Source organism: Bradyrhizobium sp. 147 (assembly GCF_023073935.1).
GTDB lineage: Bacteria > Pseudomonadota > Alphaproteobacteria > Rhizobiales > Xanthobacteraceae > Bradyrhizobium.
Genome location: NZ_JADPKL010000089.1, coordinates 169419 through 186322, shown reverse-complemented (window position 1 = coordinate 186322; position 16904 = coordinate 169419). Strand labels below are relative to the sequence as shown.

The window sequence follows — 16904 nt, the reverse complement described above, 5'->3', positions numbered from 1 at the left end:
AAGCCCGCGCATGACGACCGGAGCGCACAATTCACACCCGTCCCTTCAGCGCCGCGCCGATCTCGTCGAGCACCTTCGGATCCTCGATCGTCGCCGGCATGGTCCAGGCTTCGCCGTCGGCGATCTTCTTAATGGTGCCGCGCAGGATCTTTCCGGAGCGCGTCTTGGGCAGGCGGCCGACGGTGATCGCAAGCTTGAAGGCGGCGACCGGGCCGAGCTTGTCGCGCACCAGCGCGACGATCTCCTTCTCGATCTCGGCGGGCGCACGCGTCACGCCCGCTTTCAGCACCAGGAAGCCGCAGGGCACCTCGCCCTTGATCGCATCCTTGATGCCGAGCACGGCGCATTCGGCCACGTCCGGATGCGACGCCAGGATCTCCTCCATGCCACCGGTGGAGAGGCGATGGCCGGCGACGTTGATGATGTCGTCGGTACGGCCCATGACGAAAACATAGCCGTCCTCGTCCTTGTAGCCGGCGTCCGAGGTTTTGTAATAGCCGGGGAATTCGCTGAGATACGCTTCCTTGAAGCGCGCGTCCTGATTCCACAGCGTCGGCAGGCAGCCCGGCGGCATCGGCAGCTTGATGACGATCGAGCCCATGGTGTTGGGGCCGACCGGCTTTGCGGATTCGTCGACGATCTCGACCTGATACCCCGGCATCGGCACCGTCGGCGAGCCGTGCTTCACCGGCAGCATGCCGAGGCCGACCGGGTTGCCGGCGATGCACCAGCCGGTCTCGGTCTGCCACCAATGATCGATCACCGGCACCTTCAACTGCTGCTCCGCCCATTCCACCGTCGGCGGATCGGCGCGCTCGCCGGCGAGGAACAGCGTGCGGAATTTCGAGAGATCATATTGCCGGATGAATTTGCCTTCGGGATCCTCCTTGCGGATGGCGCGGAAAGCGGTCGGCGCCGTGAAGAAGGCGACCGCCTTGTGCTCGCTGATGACGCGCCAGAACGCGCCGGCATCGGGCGTGCCGACCGGCTTGCCCTCATACATGATCGAGGTCGCGCCGTGCAGCAGCGGGCCGTAGACGATGTAGCTGTGACCGACCACCCAGCCGATGTCCGAGCCGCACCACCAGACCTCGCCCGGCTTGACGCCATAGAGGTTGAACATCGACCATTTCACCGCGACGAGATGGCCGCCATTGTCGCGCACCACACCCTTGGGAATGCCCGTTGTGCCCGAGGTGTAGAGGATGTAGAGCGGATCGGTCGCGGCAACCGGCATGCAGGGCGCCTTCTTGCCGTCGTTCAGCGCCTTGCGCCGCAGGCTCGCCCAATCATAGTCGCGTCCCGGAGTGAGGTCGCAGGTGTGCTGCGGACGTTGCAGCACGATGCAGGCCTTCGGCTTCGCGCTCGCGAGCTTGATCGCCTCGTCGAGCAGCGGCTTGTACTGCACGATACGGCCAGGCTCGACACCGCAGCTCGCGGAGAGAATGAGCTTTGGCTGCGCATCGTCGATGCGGGTGGCGAGCTCCTTGGCAGCAAAGCCGCCGAACACCACGGAATGCACCGCGCCGATGCGCGCGCAGGCGAGCATCGCGACGACCGCCTCCGGCACCATCGGCATATAGAGGATGACGCGATCGCCCTTGGCGACACCAAAATCCTGCATGATTGCGGCGAGTGCCTGCACCTCGCTCAAGAGCTCGGCGTAGGTGAATTTGGTGATGCTGGCCGTCAGCGGCGAATCATGGATCAGCGCGACCTGGTCGGCGCGGCCGCGTTCGACATGGCGGTCGAGCGCATTGTAGCAGGTGTTGACCACGCCGCCGGTGAACCAGCGGCCGTAGGTTCCTTGCGTCGCATCGAAGATCGTTTTCGGCGGCTCGATCCAGTCGATCTCCTTGGCCGCCTCGGCCCAGAATCCTTCCGGATCGGCCAGCGAGCGCGCATGGACCTCGTGATAGAGACTCTTGCCCTGGATGTTCATTCCCGCGCTCCCGTTCCCTTTGGTCGCCTCGTCTTGACCTGACGGCAGGAGAAGCGTCCCGCCAGGACCAGGATCAAGTGCCGGCCTTGCTTGACGCGTATTTTCCCGGGAACGGGCCGCGGTTCAAGCCGAAAAGGATGGGCCTTTTGGAGGAGAGGCGTAGAGCTTGCGCGCATCGGCACTCCCTCTTCCGCCTGCGAGGAGGCTGGGGTGCCTCCGCGTCGGGAGGCCTATGGAGGAAGTCTGCAAGGCGATAAAGCCCTCACCCGCCGCGCTCTGGAAGATGCTTCGCACCGCCGGGGAGACATCGATCTCTTCCGCAAGCGGGAGAGCTAACCGAGCCCGCCGTGCGACTTCGGTTCTTCAGTGCTTCTCAGCTTGCCATCGCATTGAGCCACTGCAGGCGGTCCTTCGGGACCTTCTTCAGATCATAGCCGGGGCGGCCGAAGCTCGCGTTGCGCGTCGTGAGGAAATCGCGCTGGGTTTTGCGCAGGTCGGCCGCCAGACGCGCTGTCGCAGCCCGCAGCACACGCTCGTAGGTCTCGGCGATCTGGCGGTCCAGCACGCCGAGTTGCGGATCGGCACAGATCACCTTCTCGACCTCGCGGAGGTGCGCACATTCGCTTCGGCGCGCGCGACGAGGGCCGCGGAGCGATCCGACGCCGGATCTGCGGTCTGGTGGCAAAGGATGGGTTCAAATCGGGCGTGCGGAGAGCTGCCCGCACTCCCTCGCCCCGCTTGCGGAGAGAGGCGGAGGTCCCGTCAATATCCGTCCACACCGTTCAGCCGCTGCAGGCGCTCCTGCATCGCCTTCTTCAGGTCGTACCCTGGCCGGCCGAATCCGGCATTGCGACGCGCGACGAATTCATCCTGCGCGCGCTGGAGCGTCTTGGCTTCACCCGCATTGCGCGTCTCCCGGACCACGCGCTCATTGGCGGCAAAGATCTCCCGGTCGAGATCGGCGAGCTCGCGATTGCCGCAGATCGCCCTTTCCACGGCGCGTCGCGCACGGGCGCAATTGAAGCTGGGCTTGCCGGCGACCGCCATCTGCGCCCCGATCCGCTCGAGCTCGCGCGCCATTGCCTTGTGATTGGCCTTGGCCTTCTCGTGGTTGGGATCAATCTTCAATGCCGCGCCGAAATCCTGCACTGCCTTGGGCCTGTCCCCCTTCTTCAGCCAGAGCTCACCGCGCGCGTTGAAGATGTCGGCGAGACCGGGATCGAGCTGCAGAGCCCGGCTGTCGTCCGCGATCGCACGGTCGATCTGCTCGTGCCGCGCATAAAGCGCGCCCCGCGCGACCAGTGCCTTGATCAGGTCTTCCTTCGCGGTCTTCTCATCGTCGATCACTGCCGCGCAGGCCGTGAGGGCCTTGTCCATATCGTCGGCCGCGGTCGCCGCAAGGCATGGCGCGACATCGACCTGCGCCACCGCGACCGGCTCGCCGCCCGTCGCGGCATGGGCCGCGGCGACCGAGAGCGCGCAGAGCAACCCCGCGCCTGACAGTCGAATGAGAAAGGAACGCATGTTCGTCACGATCGGAACGTCTTGCCTTCAATCTTGCCGGTCGCCCCACTATCCATCATTACGGCCGGATTGGTGCTAGCTTGTGGCGCCGCTCAAATCGGTTTCGGGAATCATCGTGTCGACATTCGAATGGATCATCGTGCTTCTGCTCGGCGCCGTCGGCTTATCGGCGCTGGCGCGGCGGATCAAGGTCCCCTACCCGACCTTCCTCGCCATTGGTGGCGCGCTGATCGCTTTCGTGCCGTCGAGCCCGTCCTGGACGCTGGAGCCGGACCTGGCTTTGGCGCTTTTTGTCGCACCGGTCCTGCTCGATGCCGCGTTCGACACCTCGCTGCGCGATCTGCGCAACAATTGGGTTCCGGTCTCGACCCTGGTCGTCGCCGCGGTCGGCTTGACCACGGCCGCCGTGGCCTATGTCGCGCACCGGCTGATGCCCGATATGCCCTGGGCTGCCGCGGTCGCGCTCGGCGCCATCGTGGCGCCGCCGGACGCCGCGGCTGCGGTCGCGATCCTCAGCCAAGTGAAGCTGCCCCACCGGATGGTGAAGGTCCTGGAGGGCGAGAGCCTGCTCAACGACGCGACTGCGCTCTTGATCTATCGCATCGCGGTCGGCGCGGTTGCTACCGAGCACCTGACGTGGAGCCAGGTCGCACCGACCATGGCGCTGGCGCTGGTTGGCAGCGTCATCGCCGGCCTGCTCGCGGGCCGCATTGTTCCGCTGTTCATCGAACGGGTGAAAGAGGCACCGAGCGCGATCATCTTGCAGTTCGCCACCACCTTCCTGGTCTGGATCGCCGCCGAGCATCTCGGGCTTTCCGGCATTCTCACCATCGTCGTCTATGCCATGACGATGGCACGCAGGGCGGGGCTGCGCATGCCGGCGCGGCTACGGGTGCCCTCCTATGCGGTGTGGGAGACGATGGTGTTCGTGCTCAACGTGCTCGCCTTCATGCTGATCGGCATGCAGATGCGACCGATCTGGACGCGGCTCGATGCCGACGTGCGCTGGGAATATTGCGTCGCCGCCGCCTGGATCCTGCTCACGGTGGTGCTGGTCCGGCTGCTCTGGGTGACGTTCTACCGGACGACGCTCCGCGCGCTGATCGCGCAGCGGATCTATCGCCCGAAGGATCCGAAGCAGGTCGCCTCTGCCAAGGGCGGCCTCATCATCTCCTGGTGCGGCATGCGCGGCCTCGTCACGCTCGCCACCGCTTTTGCCCTGCCGGAACACTTTCCACATCGGGATTTCATCGTCTTCATCGCCTTTGCGGTGGTGCTGGGTTCGCTGGTGATCCAGGGCCTGACGCTGCGGCCGCTGATCCTGACGTTCGCCCTCAGGGACGACGATCCCGTCGGCATCGAGGTCGCGCGCGGACGCGCGGTCGCCTATCGCGCCGCGCTCGACGCCATCGAGAGCGATCCGTCGGAGGAAGCGGAAATCCTGCGGCTCGAATATCGCGCGATCCTGATGCAGGCGGAAAACGATCCGAACGGCGGCATCGCCAATGGCGAGCTGCCCGCCGATCCCCTGCGCCGCCGCGCCATCGAAGCCGCGCGCAAATCGATCTTCGACCTGCGCGCGACCGAGGTGATCGGCGACGACGCGTTCCACAAGCTTGAGGAAGAGCTCGATCGCGCCGAATTGAGCGCGGGGGGATAGTCTCATCGTCCCGGATCTGCGCTTACACTTGTGCGGGACGACAGCGGGATTGAACCAAACCCCGCCTTGCCAGACTCATTCCAGATGACGACCCTGATCGACGACCGTCGTGTCCGCGCGCGTGATGCGTCGCCAGCACGATATTTCTATCCCCATATGTCGCTCGCTTGCGCGGCTACCGCGTTTCTGGGCTTTGCACCGACCTATTGGGTGCCGCTTGCCAACCGGACATTCTCCGCAAGTCCCGTGATTCATTTTCACGGTCTCTTGTTCTTCACCTGGTCACTCTATTTCGTGCTTCAGACCTGGCTCGCAGCCTCGGGCCGCGTGGCCAATCACCGCGCACTCGGCATCGCCGGAGTCTCGCTCGCGACCGCGATGACGATCTTCGGCTTCCTGGCCTCCGTGCATGTGATGCAGCATTCCGCCACGCTCGGGCAGAAGGAGGCCGGCATCGCGTTCTCGATCGTCCCGATGAGCGGGATCGCGTTTTTCGCGATGGTATTCGTGCTCGCGATCGTGAACGCGCGGAGACCCGAGGTCCACAAGCGCCTGATGCTGCTCGCGGCGGTGTCAATTCTGGATGCCGCGATCGCGCGCTGGTTCCTCACCTTCCTCGCGCCTCCAGGACCGCCGGGGCCGCCGCCGGTGCCCGTCACCATCGCGCCGGCCGCCGTCGCCTCGCTCCTGCTCCTCGTCGCCATGGTGCGCGACTGGCGCACCATGGGCCGCGTGCATCTCGTCTACATCTACGGCACGCTCGCACTGCTGGCGGTGAAGGTGCTGAACTGGCCGGTCAGCGAGACGGCGGCTTGGCACGCGTTTGCGGGCGGGATTCTGGCGCTGGCACAGTAGGTAGCTCTCACCTCCGCTGTCGTCCCGGATGAGCGAAGCGCAGATCCGGCACGACGGCGGCGCCTAGGCCCCCGCCTTGCAGGTGATCCCGCCATCAACCACGAGCTCGATCCCCGTCACGTATTTCGACTCGTCCGACGCCAGGAACAGCGCGGCGTTGGCGACGTCGAAGGCATCGCCCATGTGGCCCATCGGCACCTGCGCATCGCGCGCGCGCCACATCGCCTCGACGTCGCCCTTGGCATAGCTCGCGGCAAGCCCGGCAGAGTGCTCGACCATCGGCGTCTTCATCAGGCCGGGCAGGATTGCATTGACCCGCACATGATGGCGCGCGAACTCGATCGCGGTGGTGCGCGTCATCTGGTTCATCGCCGCCTTCGAGGCGCCGTAGGTGACGTAGGAGATGCCCATGTGGCGGATCGAAGCGATCGAGGAGATGTTGATGATCGAGGCGCCACCCTGCTTCACCATCACGGGAATGACGTGCTTCATAGCGAAATAGGCGCTCTTGAGGTTGACGCTGAAGACACGATCCCAGCTCTCCTCGGTCACCTCGACCACGCTGCCCATCTCGGCGATGCCGACATTGTTGTCGAGCACGTCGATGCGGCCATGGGCCTTCAGGCACGCCGCCACCATCGCCTCGATCTCGGCAGGCCGCGAGACGTCGGCCGTGAATGCCGTCGCCTTGCCGCCTTCGCCATTGATGATCTTCGCGGTCTCCTCGGCCGCCGCACCGTTGCGATCGACGCAAAACACCTGCGCGCCCTCGCGCGCAAAGGTCACCGCGGTCGCCTTGCCGTTGCCCCAGCCGGGTCCAATCGAGCCGGCGCCCACCACCATGGCAACCTTGCCGTTGAGCCGATCCATCGTGATCTCCCTTATTTCTATTGTTGTTCGCAGATGCTCATTTTGGTGACGTTAGCACCGATCGGATGGCCGACAATCTCTGACAATGTCCGGCACTTTCCAGCATGGCACAGCCGCCACTCCCCCGCCGTGCCCGAATTGCCCAGCACCACCTCCGGCATCGGCGCGCGGTTCGGCTGCCACTGAAACCAGCCGTCGACCAGCCGCGCCGCGGGCGGCGGCTCCATACCGGGGCCAGTGCCCTTGACGCGGGCCTGCACCAATTCGAGGCCGGCGGGCGTGGCCCGCCAGTCTTCCTGCCACTCGACCTTCGCGATCGAATGCGTCCAGGCCAACGTGAAGGCGGACAGCGCCAGCGCCTTGACGCCGCCTGCCGTTGCCAAGCAGAGGCTCACACTGCCTCGACCGCCGCCGGCGGACGCCGGTGCCATTGCCACAGCACCAGCGCCGCGGAGAGCACGAAGCCGGCCGTGTCGCTGAACGGGAATTCGCCGAGCAGGCAGAACGCGGCGCCGAGCGCGACCAGCCGCTCGACCAGCGTCAGCCGCGTGAACAGGAAGCCGATCGCGACCATGCCGAACAGCGCAATCGCCACCAGCGCCTTGAAGCTCGCGAGTGCCACCGCGCCGTAGAAGCCGAGCTTGGCCGCCATGGGATCGCCGGCCTGCAGCATCAGCGCAGGCGAATAGACGAAGATGAAGGGGATGACGTAACCGGCGAGCGCGATGCGCATCGCCTCCCAGCCGATCTTGTCCGGGTTCTCCTTCGCGATCGGTGCCGCCGCCAGCGCGGCGAGCGCCACCGGCGGCGAGAGGTCGGCCATGATGCCGTAATAGAACGCGAACATGTGGCTCGCGATCAGGGGAACGCCGAGCTTGGCGAGCGCCGGCGCGGCGAGCGCGGCGGTGATGATGTAGGTCGGGATGGTCGGGATGCCGGTGCCGAGCAGAATCGACAGCAGCATGGTCATGATCAGCGCCAAGAACAGGCTCTTCTCGCCGAGGCCAATCACCCAGCCGCCGAAGATGGTGCCGACACCGGTCTGCGACATCATGCCGATGATGACGCCAACGATGGCGCAGGCCATGCCGACGGTGATGGCGGATTTGGCGCTCTCGGCCAAGGCATCACGGCAGGCGCGCAACGCCGCAAAGCCGCCGCGCACGAACGCCGTGATCACGATGAGCCCGACCACGACGCAAGCGACCGGCACGATCTGGAGGCCGTCGCGCGACAGCGCGGCGACGACCAGCGCGAGGCCGATCCAGAAGATGTAGCGAATGACCGTCGCGGACATGCCGGCCGTGATGCTGGTCCCCAGGATCAGCGCCACGGTCAGCGCAAGGCCCATGCTGCCGGCATAGAGCGGCGTAAAGCCTTCGAACAGCATGTAGACGAGCGCGGCGAGCGGCAACACGAGATACCAGCGCGTCACCAGCGCCTTCCAGGCGCTCGGGATCTCCGAGCGCTTCATGCCGACGAGCCCGTGCTTGCCGGCTTCCAGATGCACCATCCAGAACGCTGAGGCGAAATACAGGATCGCAGGAATTGCCGCCGCCTTCACGATCTCCGAATATCGCACGCCGAGCGTCTCGGCCATGATGAAGGCAACCGCGCCCATCACTGGCGGCATGATCTGCCCGCCCATCGAGGCCGTCGCCTCGACGCCCGCCGCGAACGCGCGGCGGTAACCGAACCTGATCATCAAGGGGATCGTGAACTGGCCAACCGTGACGACGTTGGCAACCCCGGAGCCGGAGATCGTGCCCATCATGCCCGAGGCGAACACAGCAACCTTGGCAGGTCCGCCGCGGGTGCGGCCGAACAGGCCGAGCGAGACGTCGGTGAAGAGCTGGATCATGCCGGCGCGCTCCAGGAAGGAGCCGAACAGGATGAACAGAAAGATGTAGGTCGCCGAAACGTAGATCGGCACGCCGTAAAAGCCTTCCGTGCCGAACGACAGATGCGTGACGATCTGGTCGAAATCATAGCCGCGATGGTTGAGCGGCGACGGCAGATATTGGCCGAAGAACCAGTAGACGAGACAGGCGCCGCACATCAGCGGCAGCGCCGCGCCCATCAGCCGCCGCGTGCCCTCGAAGATCAGCACGGCCAGCAGCGTGCCAACGACGAGATCAAGCCGCGTGGGATCGCCGTCCCGGGCGATCAGGTCGGCATAGAAGATCCATTGATAGAGCCCGCAGAAAAAACCGGCGCCGCCGATCACCCAGCCGAGCGCACGGCCGAAATTACTCTTGGCGGTGAAATTGCCGATCAGGCCAAAGGTGAGCAGCACGAGGAAGCCGACATGGACGCCGCGCACCACCTGGCTCGGCAGATAGTTGAAGGCGGCGACATAGAGCTGGAAGGTGGCAAACGCGATTCCGATCCAGTAAGCGAGATGGCCCCACCAGCCCGGACCAAAGCCTTCCGGAAAGCCGTGCTCGAAATTGTCGAACTCGACCTTGATGGGCGCAGCTTCGGTGCCCTCTGCCTGCAACATCGATATGTCCCCGCGCCCTGAAATCGTTATGCCCGGGCTTGACCTGGGCATCCATCGAAAGATGAATCCTGGTGGATGGATGGCCGGGTCGAGCCCGGCCATGGCACCTGTATTACTTGATCAGCCCCTTTTCCTTGTAATAGCGGATCGCGCCGGGGTGCAGCGGAACCGGGCTGCCGCTGGCGGCCGTCTCGAGCTTGATCTCCTTGCCGGCTGCATGCGCGTTGGCGAGCTCGGGCAGCGACTCGTAGACCAGTTTCGTCATCTGATAGGCGAGATCATCCGACACCGCCGAGCTGGTCACGAGGTAGTTCACGACGGCAGCCGTCGGCACGTCCTTGTCCTGCCCGGTGTAGGTGTTGGCCGGAATGATCGCGGAGATGAAGGGCGGGCCGATCTTGTCGACGGTCTCCTTCGGCACCGACACCACCGTGATCGGGCTCGAGGTCGACAGGTCCTTCAGCGAGGCGACGCCGAGGCCGGCCGATTGCAGCGTCGCAGCGAGCTGGCGGTTCTTCATGAGATCGACGGACTCGGCGAAGGGCAGATATTCGACCTTTCCGAGATCCTTGTAGCTCATGCCGGCGGCGGCGAGGATCGCGCGGGAATTGAGCTCGGTGCCGGATTTGGGCGCGCCGACCGAGAGGCTCTTGCCCTTGAGGTCGGCGAGCGTCTTGATGCCGGACTCAGTGGTCGCAACGATCTGGATGTAGTTCGGATAGATCGCGCCGATGGTCCTGAGCTTGTCGAGCTTGGTCTTGAAGCCCGCCTCCTCCTCGCCGTTCCAGGCGGCTTTGAGCGAGTCACCCAGCGTGAAGGCGAGCTCGCCGCGGCCCTGCTGCAGCAGGATGAGGTTCTCGACCGACGCCTTGGTGGCCTGCACCTGCGTCTTCACATTCGGAATCTTATCGCCGTAGATCTTTCCGATCGCGACCCCGAGCGGATAGTAGACGCCGGAGGTGCCGCCGGTCAGCACATTGATGAAGGATTGCGCCTGAGCGCAAGGCGCCGACGCCGCCAGAGCAAGAGCCGCGGCTACGCCGAAGATCGTCCGTTTCATGGTTGTTGTACTCCCCAAACCGGCGGCGAAATTGGCCGGATGAAGGGGACGGGTCAACCCATCCAAAAGGCAAAACAGGACTGCGGTAAACGGCCGTTCCGGCTCGATTTTTTTGGGGAACCCGGCGGGGTGCGGCGAGGTGGCGCAGCGCTCGCCTCTCCCGCTCGCGGAGAGGTCGCGAGGCTCTCTCCTCTAGGGGGATTGCCCCGACCGCGGATGCCCGCTCTCGCCAACACTCCCCGCAAGCAGGAGGGAGCGCACCCTCACTGGAAGGTCATGTCCAGGCACTTGGAGATATCGGAGCCGAGGCCGGAGGAGATGATGATGCAGCCGCGCACCTTTTGCGCGCCGGCATCGGCGGCCCAGACCGAATAGCCGCCGGGGCCGAAGAACGAGTTGGTGTTCGGCGGCTCGGTCTCGGTGGCGTCGAAATCGTATTTGCCGTCGGTCTCGAAGATGCGCGGCTTCCTGGTGCAGCCGCCGTCGGTCTGGACGTTGATGACTTCCTTGTTGTCGCGGGTCAGCGCCAGCGAGACCTGGCAGCGGAAATATTCCGAGGTCTTGGTGTTGAACAGATAGGTGTAGGACTTGCAGGTCGCGGTGTTCAGCTTGCCGGGGGCAAGGCCGCGGCTGCACGAAATGCGCTGGTTGTGGCTGAGCTGGTAATCATCGGCCCGGGCGGCTGGTGCCAGCGCCGTCAGTGACAATGCAGCAGCCCAGCAGAGTTTAATCACATGGCGCATCCGAATCATCCCCACCCATAATTTGTCGAGTTGCGTTCTAGACGGAAAGCGGAACATAGTCGCGAGGGGACGAAGGGAAAATCACAAACCGCTGGGCGAGACGTGATGCGCTGCGGCGCTTTCGCGAATTGACCCGGAAATACCGTTCGTGATTTGTTCAAACCCAGAATGTCCCGACGGTGGGAGGATGGGAATGACGGGATTTTCAACCAAGTCATTTGCAATTGCAGTCGCGCTCGGCGCCGTTGCCGCGCCCGCACTGGCGCAGACCGCGGCAACGCCGTGGGAGCTCAAGCCCGACACGGGCTACGCCTACGACAAGGAGGGCAAGACCTATTCCTATAAGATGGGCACCAGCAATGCCGGCGAGCTGCTGAAGGGCGCCAAGAAAGTGCCGAAGGGGACGCTGTTCTTCATCGGCCACAACGGCCAGCTCTACATGCGCACCGGCCCGTATCTCGAAGGCGACGGCAAGTTCAAGTTCGGGCCGGATCAGTAGGGCTTGACCTGGTGGGCGATAGCGGCGCCACACACTCGGCGTCATCGTCCGCGAAGGCGGACGATCCAGTATTCCAGTGGGTACGCTTCGCTTTGCCTACCTACGACAGCGCTCACTAAAACGCCCCCGCCAGCTCCTTTGCGCCGGCCTTGCTGCTGTTCGAGTCCATGCGATCATCCGTCACCGCCAGCAACTTCGCCACCGTGTTGTGGCGGATCGCGACCGGATTGCGCTCGTAGCCGCCGCGCTGGAAGAAGTTCGAGGTCGGCACCTGTTCGCGCATCGCCTGCGGCATCGTCACCATGTCGAGGCCGGTGCCATCGCCGGTGAGGTTCATCATCTCGAGCTCGGCCGCGCTGAGCGGCCGGGTATAGCCCTTGGCCCGCGCGAACAGCACCGAGGTCAGGAGCTTGTGGGTCTGGAGCATCGGGCCGACATCGACGTCGAGCACCATGGCATGCATGGCCCAGCCCTGGGCGGTGTTGCCGATCTTCTCGTGCTCGGACCAGGTGTCGGGCACCGACTTCGCATGCGCGACCATTTTCTTCAGTACCGCGAGCTTGTGCTCGAGCGCCTGGCGCGCCGGGCCCGAGCTGCGCGCCACCTTCTCCGAAAGCGCACGGATGAATTCATGGCCCTGCTCGGCCAAGAGCTCGACACTGTTGGTGGTGAGCAATTGGTTGTAGCCCATCGCGGTCGAGATCGCGCGCTTGCCACCATGCTCGATTCCCGCCTGCACGTCGTAACTGCCGGTGCCGCCGGTCTCGAACGAGTAGACCCGCACGGCCTGCTCCCGCGTCAGCCCCGAGGCGAGCGCGTAGCGCGCATAGGCGCGCTTGAACTCGACCTCGTTGGTCGGGCGCTGCGGCGTGAACTGGTAGAGCTCCTGCGCTGCGCGCAGGAAATCAGCGACCACCGGAATGGGCTTTCGTGGCGGGCGCTCCGGCGCTTCCTCCGGCTCCGGGTTCACCGGGCGCTTCGGCCCGCTGTAGAGCGGCGGATGCTCCAGCACGTAATCGTCGAGCGTGATCTGTTGGCCGCTGCGCCGCTTGGCGTTGCGGGTGCGGCGCTTCTCCGAAATCTGGCTCCAATAGGCGCCCGCTTCGGCGTCGAAGGCGGCCCGCGCCGCCTGATATTCCGCGAGCTTGCGGCGATATTCGAGCACAGCCGGCGAGGCCCCACCTTGCGCAAAAAACTGCGACAGGAGCTGAGCGTTGGCATTGCTGACGGCGGGCGGAAGCGCATCGGCGCCGCCGCGCGCGGCGGGTGCGAGCAGCACGAGCGCGAATGGAACCAGCGTCAGGGCGCGTCGAATCGGTGGGTGATGCATGCTGCCCTCTTAGCAGGCATCCGGTAACCGTCACGTTAACGTGCCGTTTACCATCGTCATTTCCAGGCGAACACCGGTTGTTCCAGCTCAGTCACGCGGGTGTGCCGGCCCGCCAGCACCTCGCGGAATTGGTAGATGAGCGCGGCCGTCGGCGCGTGGATCAGGCTCGCCTGATGATGGAAGCGAATCACGCGTCGCGCGCTTTCGGGGATCGCGACGAAGTCGAAAGCGTCCTCGCGCTCGATCGTGGCGAGCGCGACGCGATGGACGGACGCCACCTCGTCCGGGTTCGGCCTGATCACGGCGCTATCCGACGCCCAGACCACGACCGGCGTGATCAGATAGCCGGAGCGTGTCGGATAATCGTCGAGGGTGCCGAGCACGTCGGCGCTGGTGAGGCGAAGGCCAAGCTCCTCGTCGAGCTCGCGCAGCGCCGCCTCGACCGGCGTCTCGCCGGGATCGCAACGTCCGCCCGGCAAGGCCCATTGGCCGCGATGGGCACGCAGATGCGATGCGCGCAGCGTGAGCAGCAACGCAGTGTCATCGCCCTCGCCTGCCGCGGTCAGCGCAACTGCCACCGCGGCACGCTTCAATGCCGCCGGCGCTTCTTCCTCAGGCAGGCGCGCGAAGGCCGCGCAGGCGGCGGCGATATTCCGCCGTGTGGCATCGTCGAACGGTCTCATGATGCTTGACTACACCACGTCCGGCCTCGATGAAATGAGATCGCAAGGGCCGCACAGGAATGGACGACGACATGACCAACAAGGCCGCCGCAAGCCTGAAATCAGAGGGCTGGACCATTCTCGAGACCACCGGCTTCATGCACCTGATCGGCCCCTTGTGGGAACGCAAGGTCGACGGCCATTACGAGTTCGCGCTCGCCACCGAAGACAAGCACCACAACCGCCGCGGCATGGTCCAGGGCGGCGTGATGATGACCTTCGCCGACCGCACCTGCGGCATGACCGCCCGCTACGTCTCCGGCAAGGAGTTCATGGCGACGGTGCAGCTCGACACCCATTTCGTCGAGGCCGGCCAGATCGGCGACATCCTGATCTCCCGCCCGCGCGTCGTGCGGGCGACGCGCAGCCTGATCTTCATGAGCACCGAGGTCTCGGTCGATGACCGCTGCATCGTGATGGCCAATGGCGTGTTCAAGTTCTTGAAGGGGCCGGGGTAAATTCCACACCCACGGCTGTCATTCCCCGCGAAGGCGGGGAATCCAGCACGCCGCGGCCCCTCAATCAATCACAACCGTCTCGGAGTACTGGATCGCCCGCCTTCGCGGGCGATGACACTAAATATGAGGCACAAGCGTGCCCACCATCATTGCGAGCGCAGCGAAGCAATCCAGAATCCCTCCGCAGACACATCTCTGGATTTGCTTCGCTACACTCGCAATGACCGGCGTTGCTGGCTATGCTGCCCTCCACCAATATCGAGGACAGCCCATGCAATACCGCCAGCTTGGCCGTAGCGGCCTGAAAGTGTCGCCGATTTGTCTGGGCACCATGATGTTCGGCGGGCCGACGGATGAAGCCGCGTCCAAGCGGATCGTCGCGAAGGCATTCGATGCCGGGATCAATTTCATCGACACCGCAGATGCCTATGCGAAGGGTGCATCCGAACAGGTCGTCGGACGCGCGATTGCCCACAATCGTCACGCCTGGGTGCTCGCCACAAAACTCGCCAATCGCATGAACCATGATATGGGAGACGATCCCAATCGCGGCGGGCTGTCGCGGCGCTGGGTGTTGCAGGCAGCGGACGAGAGCTTGACGCGGCTCGGCACCGACCACATCGACATCTACTATCTGCACAAGGAAGACCACGCGACGCCGCTGGAGGAGACGGTGCGCGCGATGGGCGACCTGATCCGCGCGGGCAAGGTGCGCTATTTCGGCGTGTCGAACTACCGCGCCTGGCGCGTCGCCGAGATCTGCAACATCTGCGACCGGCTCGGCATCGACCGGCCCGCGGTGAGTCAGCCCTATTACAACGCGATGAACCGCATGCCCGAGGTCGAGCATTTTCCGGCCTGCGCCTATTACGGCCTCGGCATCGTGCCCTACAGTCCCTTGGCGCGCGGCGTACTCACCGGCAAATACAAGCCCGATGCGCCCCCCGACAAGGAGACGCGCGCAGGCCGCAACGACACCCGCATGATGCAGACCGAATGGCGGCCGGAATCGCTCCAGCTCGCCCAAGAGATCAAGCATCACGCCGAGAACAAGGGCATCACCGCCGGCCAGTTCGCGGTCGCCTGGGTGCTGAACTCCGCTTTCGTGACCTCCATCATCGCCGGCCCCCGCACGGAAGAACAGTGGAACGACTACATCCGCGCGCTCGACTATCGCTTCACCGCAGAGGACGAGGCACTGATCGACCGGCTGGTCGTGCCGGGCCATCCCTCGACGCCAGGCTACAACGATCCCGCCTATCCGATCGAAGGACGCCGGGCGCGGACGGCTTGAACTGCGGAGACGACCATGGCTCACGAAGACCGCTACGGCCTGCCGCTCTCCACCACATCCGATGCGGCAGCCTCCGCCTATCGCGACGGCGTCGACCTCATGCTCTCGGGGTGGACCGGCACGGCAGAGGCGCTGGAGCGCGCGATTGCGACTGACCCGGATTTCGCGCTGGCCCATATCGCCCGCGCCCGCGTGCACGCGTTCTACCAGCAGGGCGATCTCGCGCGCGGCAAGGCGGCGATCGCGCGCGAGCTCGTGGCCAAACGCGGCACCGAACGCGAGCGCTCCCATGTCGAGACGCTGGCGTTGGCGATCGCGGGACGGCTGCCCGAGGCGATCGCGGCGACGCGCAAGCACGTCGAGACATGGCCGCGCGATGCATTGGTGCTGTCGCTGCCGCTCGGCGCGTTCGGTCTGTTCGCCTTCTCCGGCATGGCTGATCACGACCGCGCCCGGCATGAGCTCTGCGAGAGCGTCGCGCAGCACTATGGCGAAGATTGGTGGTTTCTCACCATGTATGGCTGGGCGATGACGGAGGATGGCGACGTCGCCCGCGGCCGCGACGTCACCGAGCGCGGCTTCGGACTGCGCCGGGCGAACGCCCATGCCGCGCATGCCGTGCTGCATGCGATGTTCGAGGACGGCTCGTTCGAGGCGGCCGATCGTCTCGTTGACGACTGGATCCCGTGTTACGACCGGGCCGGAATTTTGCACGGTCACATCCGCTGGCACCAGGCGCTCGGCGCGCTGGAGCACGGCGATGCAGCCCGGGCGCTGTCGATCTATGCCGACGTGCTCCAGCCGTCGGTGACGCAGGCGCCGCCGCTCAACGTCATCACCGACGCCGCATCGCTGTTGTGGCGCCTCTCGACCTACGGCCACACCGTACCGAAGGCGCTCTGGCTCGATGCCGATGCCACCGCGCAAGAGCTGTTTCCGAAGTCGAGCCTGCCGTTCGCCGACGTCCACATGGCCCTGCTCGCCGCCGCAACGCAGAATCACGAGGCGCTTGCCGCGCGCCTTGCGGTGATCGAACAGCGGCTCGCGGACGGCAAGCTGCCGGCCGGCCCGGTGGTGCCCGCGATCTGCCGCGCGCTTCTGGCCTTTGCGGATGAGGATTACACGGCGTGCGTGAAAACGCTCGCGCCGGTGCTGGCTGACGTCGTGCGCATCGGCGGCAGCCACGCCCAGCGCGAATTGATCGAGGACACCTACCTCGTCGCGCTGATGCGCAGCGGCGAGCTCTCCCGCGCCCGCGCCGTGCTCGACGCCCGCCTGCACCGCCGGCCATCCTTGCGCGATCGGCGTTGGCAGGCGGCGATGGGCTAGCTCTGCCACCAAAAAAACACTAGCCTGACGGCAAGTGCCGGCTGGGACAGGCTGGGCGATTTCGGCGAATCGCCGTTGGGATGACGCGGTGGTATTCCAGATGGGTTGGGCAAGG

15 protein-coding genes and 1 pseudogene are annotated in these 16904 nt (G+C 65.2%); 6 read left to right on the top strand and 10 right to left on the bottom strand.

Annotation, left to right across the window (positions count from 1 at the left end; translation table 11 throughout):
• Positions 1–31: 31 nt before the first annotated feature.
• The 3 genes and pseudogenes from IVA87_RS22035 to IVA87_RS22025 all read right to left on the bottom strand — a co-directional run bounded on the left by IVA87_RS22035 (position 32) and on the right by IVA87_RS22025 (position 3466).
• The gene (locus IVA87_RS22035) at positions 32–1942 is read right to left on the bottom strand and encodes a propionyl-CoA synthetase (protein ID WP_247334958.1); all 1911 of its coding nucleotides are present in this window, start codon (positions 1940–1942) and stop codon (positions 32–34) included.
• 373 nt (positions 1943–2315) lie between these two features.
• Positions 2316–2549 (bottom strand): annotated as a pseudogene (locus IVA87_RS22030) (lysozyme inhibitor LprI family protein); the annotation flags it as partial.
• Between the two features lie 155 nt (positions 2550–2704).
• Positions 2705–3466, bottom strand: coding sequence for a tetratricopeptide repeat protein (locus tag IVA87_RS22025; protein WP_247334956.1), 762 nt, complete (start codon positions 3464–3466; stop codon positions 2705–2707).
• Between the two features lie 82 nt (positions 3467–3548).
• On the opposite strand from IVA87_RS22025, the gene IVA87_RS22020 reads away from it, so the two are divergent.
• Both IVA87_RS22020 and IVA87_RS22015 read left to right on the top strand, forming a co-directional pair.
• On the top strand, positions 3549–5126 hold the full coding sequence (locus tag IVA87_RS22020) for a sodium:proton antiporter (RefSeq protein WP_247334955.1): 1578 nt from the start codon (positions 3549–3551) through the stop codon (positions 5124–5126).
• A gap of 84 nt (positions 5127–5210) precedes the next feature.
• Positions 5211–5981, top strand: coding sequence for a hypothetical protein (locus tag IVA87_RS22015; RefSeq protein ID WP_247294483.1), 771 nt, complete (start codon positions 5211–5213; stop codon positions 5979–5981).
• Between the two features lie 63 nt (positions 5982–6044).
• Here the strand turns inward: IVA87_RS22015 and IVA87_RS22010 are convergent, their stop codons facing one another.
• The 5 genes from IVA87_RS22010 to IVA87_RS21990 form a co-directional block, all read right to left on the bottom strand.
• Positions 6045–6851, bottom strand: coding sequence for a glucose 1-dehydrogenase (locus tag IVA87_RS22010; RefSeq protein WP_247334954.1), 807 nt, complete (start codon positions 6849–6851; stop codon positions 6045–6047).
• Positions 6852–6868: 17 nt separating this feature from the next.
• Entirely contained in the window at positions 6869–7282 is a 414-nt protein-coding gene (locus IVA87_RS22005; protein ID WP_247294481.1) for a DUF1850 domain-containing protein, read from the bottom strand.
• Positions 7243–9354, bottom strand: coding sequence for a TRAP transporter permease (locus IVA87_RS22000; RefSeq protein WP_247334953.1), 2112 nt, complete (start codon positions 9352–9354; stop codon positions 7243–7245). The genes IVA87_RS22005 and IVA87_RS22000 overlap by 40 nt, the downstream gene beginning before the upstream one ends.
• A 112-nt stretch (positions 9355–9466) precedes the next feature.
• Positions 9467–10414, bottom strand: a complete 948-nt coding sequence (locus IVA87_RS21995; protein ID WP_247294478.1) for a TAXI family TRAP transporter solute-binding subunit — start codon at positions 10412–10414, stop codon at positions 9467–9469.
• A gap of 263 nt (positions 10415–10677) precedes the next feature.
• Entirely contained in the window at positions 10678–11157 is a 480-nt protein-coding gene (locus IVA87_RS21990) for a hypothetical protein (RefSeq protein ID WP_247334952.1), read from the bottom strand.
• Between the two features lie 193 nt (positions 11158–11350).
• Here IVA87_RS21990 and IVA87_RS21985 point away from each other — a divergent pair, with 193 nt between their 5' ends.
• Positions 11351–11656, top strand: coding sequence for a hypothetical protein (locus IVA87_RS21985; protein WP_247281448.1), 306 nt, complete (start codon positions 11351–11353; stop codon positions 11654–11656).
• A 115-nt stretch (positions 11657–11771) separates the two neighbouring features.
• Here the strand turns inward: IVA87_RS21985 and IVA87_RS21980 are convergent, their stop codons facing one another.
• Positions 11772–12986, bottom strand: coding sequence for a hypothetical protein (locus tag IVA87_RS21980; protein ID WP_247294476.1), 1215 nt, complete (start codon positions 12984–12986; stop codon positions 11772–11774).
• A 56-nt stretch (positions 12987–13042) separates the two neighbouring features.
• Positions 13043–13669, bottom strand: coding sequence for a CoA pyrophosphatase (locus IVA87_RS21975; protein ID WP_247294473.1), 627 nt, complete (start codon positions 13667–13669; stop codon positions 13043–13045).
• Between the two features lie 71 nt (positions 13670–13740).
• On the opposite strand from IVA87_RS21975, the gene IVA87_RS21970 reads away from it, so the two are divergent.
• From IVA87_RS21970 to IVA87_RS21960, 3 genes are all read left to right on the top strand, one after another.
• Positions 13741–14166, top strand: a complete 426-nt coding sequence (locus IVA87_RS21970; protein ID WP_247294471.1) for a PaaI family thioesterase — start codon at positions 13741–13743, stop codon at positions 14164–14166.
• A gap of 271 nt (positions 14167–14437) precedes the next feature.
• Complete coding sequence (locus tag IVA87_RS21965) at positions 14438–15460, top strand: aldo/keto reductase (protein WP_247294470.1); 1023 nt, start codon at positions 14438–14440, stop codon at positions 15458–15460.
• A gap of 15 nt (positions 15461–15475) precedes the next feature.
• Complete coding sequence (locus tag IVA87_RS21960; RefSeq protein ID WP_247334951.1) at positions 15476–16789, top strand: tetratricopeptide repeat protein; 1314 nt, start codon at positions 15476–15478, stop codon at positions 16787–16789.
• Positions 16790–16904 lie beyond the last annotated feature (115 nt).

Coding starts and splice junctions, on each gene's coding strand:
- IVA87_RS22035 (WP_247334958.1), bottom strand. CDS start 1,942: ATGAACATCCAGGGCAAGAGTCTCTATCACGAGGTCCATGCGCGCTCG.
- IVA87_RS22025 (WP_247334956.1), bottom strand. CDS start 3,466: ATGCGTTCCTTTCTCATTCGACTGTCAGGCGCGGGGTTGCTCTGCGCG.
- IVA87_RS22015 (WP_247294483.1), top strand. CDS start 5,211: ATGACGACCCTGATCGACGACCGTCGTGTCCGCGCGCGTGATGCGTCG.
- IVA87_RS22010 (WP_247334954.1), bottom strand. CDS start 6,851: ATGGATCGGCTCAACGGCAAGGTTGCCATGGTGGTGGGCGCCGGCTCG.
- IVA87_RS22005 (WP_247294481.1), bottom strand. CDS start 7,282: ATGGCACCGGCGTCCGCCGGCGGCGGTCGAGGCAGTGTGAGCCTCTGC.
- IVA87_RS22000 (WP_247334953.1), bottom strand. CDS start 9,354: ATGTTGCAGGCAGAGGGCACCGAAGCTGCGCCCATCAAGGTCGAGTTC.
- IVA87_RS21995 (WP_247294478.1), bottom strand. CDS start 10,414: ATGAAACGGACGATCTTCGGCGTAGCCGCGGCTCTTGCTCTGGCGGCG.
- IVA87_RS21990 (WP_247334952.1), bottom strand. CDS start 11,157: ATGCGCCATGTGATTAAACTCTGCTGGGCTGCTGCATTGTCACTGACG.
- IVA87_RS21985 (WP_247281448.1), top strand. CDS start 11,351: ATGACGGGATTTTCAACCAAGTCATTTGCAATTGCAGTCGCGCTCGGC.
- IVA87_RS21980 (WP_247294476.1), bottom strand. CDS start 12,986: ATGCATCACCCACCGATTCGACGCGCCCTGACGCTGGTTCCATTCGCG.
- IVA87_RS21975 (WP_247294473.1), bottom strand. CDS start 13,669: ATGAGACCGTTCGACGATGCCACACGGCGGAATATCGCCGCCGCCTGC.
- IVA87_RS21970 (WP_247294471.1), top strand. CDS start 13,741: ATGACCAACAAGGCCGCCGCAAGCCTGAAATCAGAGGGCTGGACCATT.
- IVA87_RS21965 (WP_247294470.1), top strand. CDS start 14,438: ATGCAATACCGCCAGCTTGGCCGTAGCGGCCTGAAAGTGTCGCCGATT.
- IVA87_RS21960 (WP_247334951.1), top strand. CDS start 15,476: ATGGCTCACGAAGACCGCTACGGCCTGCCGCTCTCCACCACATCCGAT.